The 3,569-nt window shown below is 56.0% G+C and carries 2 protein-coding genes and 1 pseudogene; all 3 read left to right on the forward strand.

The features are described 5' to 3' along the window. Positions 1-2,109: pseudogene (locus ACXWUF_RS20485) on the forward strand (hypothetical protein); the annotation flags it as partial. Beyond that, positions 2,102-2,887 carry a phosphoadenosine phosphosulfate reductase domain-containing protein gene (locus ACXWUF_RS20490; RefSeq protein ID WP_458497155.1) on the forward strand — a complete coding sequence of 262 codons (786 nt, stop codon included), beginning with the start codon at positions 2,102-2,104 and terminating at the stop codon, positions 2,885-2,887. The pseudogene ACXWUF_RS20485 and the gene ACXWUF_RS20490, both read left to right, overlap by 8 nt. A gap of 4 nt (positions 2,888-2,891) precedes the next feature. Beyond that, the coding region (locus ACXWUF_RS20495; protein WP_458503377.1) for a hypothetical protein at positions 2,892-3,569 on the forward strand (678 nt) is incomplete at its 3' end.

A 3,569-nucleotide genomic window follows, 5' to 3' on the forward strand; every position in this document is an offset into this window, starting at 1 on the left:
GCCCAACGGGGTTTGAAGGCCAGCCGGGGTTTGCTGCGGGGGTTGTTCGGCGAGGCCACCGACGGGTTATTAGCCCGGTTGCAAGCGGCTTCGGTGATCCACCTGCGCCAGTTCAGCCAGGAATACCAAGTCTGGCAAGGCAGCGATTTCGACCTCGCCGGTGCGGTGCGGCAGGCCAGCGCCGAATATATGGCGATTCCTTTAGCGGACCTGCTCAACGAATTGGCCCCGCTCAAGGCAATTGTCGCCCGCCGGGTCACGATTGCGACCGGGAGTCTCCGCAGTTTCACGCCGACGTTCACGTCACGCCTGCGTTGGCCCTCCAAGACGGATGGCGAACTCACCCTGTGGTTCTATCTGGCCGAACCTTACGAGGACATCCAGCCCGACAGTTTCCCACTGCTAGCCGTGGTGGCGGTATGCGAAGCGAGCGAGCGGCTACAAGAAGCGACCGCCGAATGGAAAGCGTTATTGGAACTGCCCAAGCGCCATGCCGCGCTACACGACGACCCGGTAGCGCAACGCGAGTACCGGGCGTGGCTGGAAAACGCCGAAGCCGAAGCCTTGCGCTTGATCCGCGCCCTGCTCGACGAACCGGAAGCGGATTCCCTGCGGTGGTTCCGGGGCGGGAAAGAGGCGCTGATTTCAGGGCGGGGTGGCTTACAGCAACGTCTATCCGAGTGGGTGGAAAAAACCGTTTACTCAGAAACCCCGCTGTTCCGTAACGAACTCATCAACCGCGACCAGCCCTCCCCCAGCGCCAACACCGGGCGCAAGCGCTTACTCGCCGCCATGTTGGCGGCACCCGACCGGGAGAATTTGGGGATTGCCAAGACGCCCGCCGAGAAAAGCCTGTACCTCTCGTTGCTGAAAGAAAGCCGTTTGCACCGCAAGCAGGACGGGCGGCGCGGGTTTTATCCGCCCGACCCGGCGCACGATCCTTGCCGGGTGGGTCCGGTGTGGGCGGCCATTACTCAAATTCTGGGCGACAGCGGCGAACGGCAGGTGCCGCTGCCCGAACTGTACGCCACGCTGGCGGGCCGGCCTTACGGCGTGAAGCGGGGCGTGTTGCCGGTGTTGATCGTCGCCTATTTGCTGGCCCATCGCCGCGAGGTGGCGGTGTACCAGGAGGGCGCGTTCTGCGAGGCGTTGACCATCGAGCAGGCGGAATTGCTGTGCCGTCGGCCCGAGTTGTTCGCCTTGGAGCGGTTCGGCCTGGAAGGGCTGTGGGGGGATTTGTTCGAGCACTACGCCGGGTCCGTGGTGGGCGGGGTGGCGGCGGATGCCAGTTTGCTGGAACTGGTGCGCCCGTTGGTGCGGTTCATGGGGGGATTGCCCGAATACACCCAGCATTGCCCCGGCCTGAGCCGCGAGGCCAAGCGGGTGCGAGAGGCGTTCCAGCAGGCGAAGAGTCCCGGCGTGTTGTTGTTCGATGCCCTGCCCAAGGCGTGCGGGGTGGACCCGGCGGGTTTCGCGGCCCGTGATGGCGCCGTCGTGAAGGGCTTCATTGAGCTACTGGCGGGGACTTTGCGGGAGTTGAAGCAGGCTTATCCGAACTTGCTGGACCACTGGCGGGAGGAATTGAACGGCAGTTTGCTGGACACGCCCGCCGCCGATCTTGCCGGTTTGCGGCGGGCGCTGGCGGAGCGCTATGGCGGCTTGGAGCGCTACACGCCCGACCGGATGGGTGTGGGGGCGTTAGCCAAGCGGCTGGCCGATACCGCCCACACGGAAGACCAAGCTTGGCTGGAATCGGTGGCGACCTTGATAGGCCGGGTGCCGCCGGGCAAGTGGCGGGTGGATACCCGGTTGCAGGCGGAGTTGCGGTTGCGGGAGATGGCGGCGCAGTTGCGGGAGTTGGAGAGTCTGCGCTTGCAAGTCGCCGACCGTGGGCCGGAGGGCGCGGTGTTGGTGAAGGTGGTGGATGCCGAGCGGGGCGAGCATAGCCGCGTGGTGCAATTGAGCGCCGCGCAACGGGCCAGGGCCACCGACCGGGCGGCGGGGATTGCCCGGCAGTTTGAGGGATTGGACGAGGCGGAGCGGTTGGCCGTGGTCGCTGAGTTGTTCAAGCGTTGTAACCCAAGTATCGGAGAACCGCCGAATGAGTGAGGAAACCCTTAAGAAACCTGTCCGGCATTTGTTGGGCCTGTCGGGCGGAAAAGATAGTTCGGCGCTGGCGATATATCTACGGGATAAGGTGCCGGAGATGGAGTATTTCTTTGCCGATACCGGGGCGGAATTACCGGAGACGTTGGCTTATATAGATATGCTGGAGGATTATCTTGGTAAGCCGATTGAAAAGATAAATGCTGGTCGAGACTTTGATTATTACCTCAAGCTACACAATCATTATCTACCTTCTCCTCGTCAACGATGGTGTACCATCAATCTTAAGCTGATTCCTTTTGAGAATTTTGTCGGGAATGATGATTGTATTTCCTATATAGCCATTCGCGCCGACGAGCCGACTAGAACCGGGTACATTTCCAAGAAGCCGAACATAAAAACCTGCTTCCCATTTAAAAATGACGGGATAACAAAAGAAGATGTTACAAAAATACTAGAGTCATCTGGTTTGGGTCTACCTGATTACTATAAATGGCGAAGCCGCTCGGGCTGTTATTTCTGCTTTTTTCAGCGGCAAGAAGAATGGGCGGGCCTTCTTAAACATCATCCCGGTCTTTTTGAAAAATCGAAGCAATACGAAAAAATAGATGAAGCAACTGGGAAACGGTATACCTGGAATCAGGAGGGGACGCTTGATGAATTATTATCAAAAGATGAAATTCATAAATACGTGCCTAAAAAAGCTAAGTCAAAAAAACTAATTGACAATCTATCCCCAGAAGAAGAAGGCGATGAAGGCTGTTTAATCTGTATCTTATAATGCTATGAACTCTATAGAAGAACGATTCGCAAACATCAGAACTTACAGCGAAGGCGGTCAACCATCGCTGCATAAGCCGTTGTTGCTTTTATTTGCGCTTGGATATTGTTTTCAAGGCCGCGAAAGAATGATTCCTTTCTCGGTTATTGATAGCGCTTTAATAAAATTATTTGATGAGTTCTATCCAGCCGCAAGTGAACGGGCTAATACTCATTATCCATTTGGCCGCTTGGAATCCGACAGAATATGGGAATTAGAGCAAAGCGCTACTTTAAACAGAACTAGCGTCGGCCATTTATTTAAAAGCGAACTGCTAGAGAAAAACATCCATGCCGGTTTATCGTTAGAAGTTTATCAAGTGTTATCCGTAGATAAAAAACGCCTTATTAGTCTTGCTGGTGAGCTTCTATATTGCTATTTCCCAGAAAATCAGCACGCCACCTTGCGGGCGGCTGTAGGTTTGCCACAATCCATTGGAGAAGTACGTGATATGTGGGTGGAATATCATGACTCCACTGTCCATTTGCCACAACTTATCCAAGAGTACCCACCGAAGGAGCCTGTTTTGACTACCCAGAATAATGGCTTTATTGCTTATCTGAATTCCCTTCATAATCTCGGGGCGGGCGGGGCTAATGCGTTAGCTGAAACACAGGCTTTAAACCACTATTTCGCGGCACTT

It is taken from the genome of Methylomagnum sp. (genome assembly GCF_054333355.1).

What these genes read in the sequence shown, in the direction of transcription:
- ACXWUF_RS20490 (WP_458497155.1), top strand. Translation starts at nt 2,102, where the DNA reads ATGAGTGAGGAAACCCTTAAGAAACCTGTCCGGCATTTGTTGGGCCTG.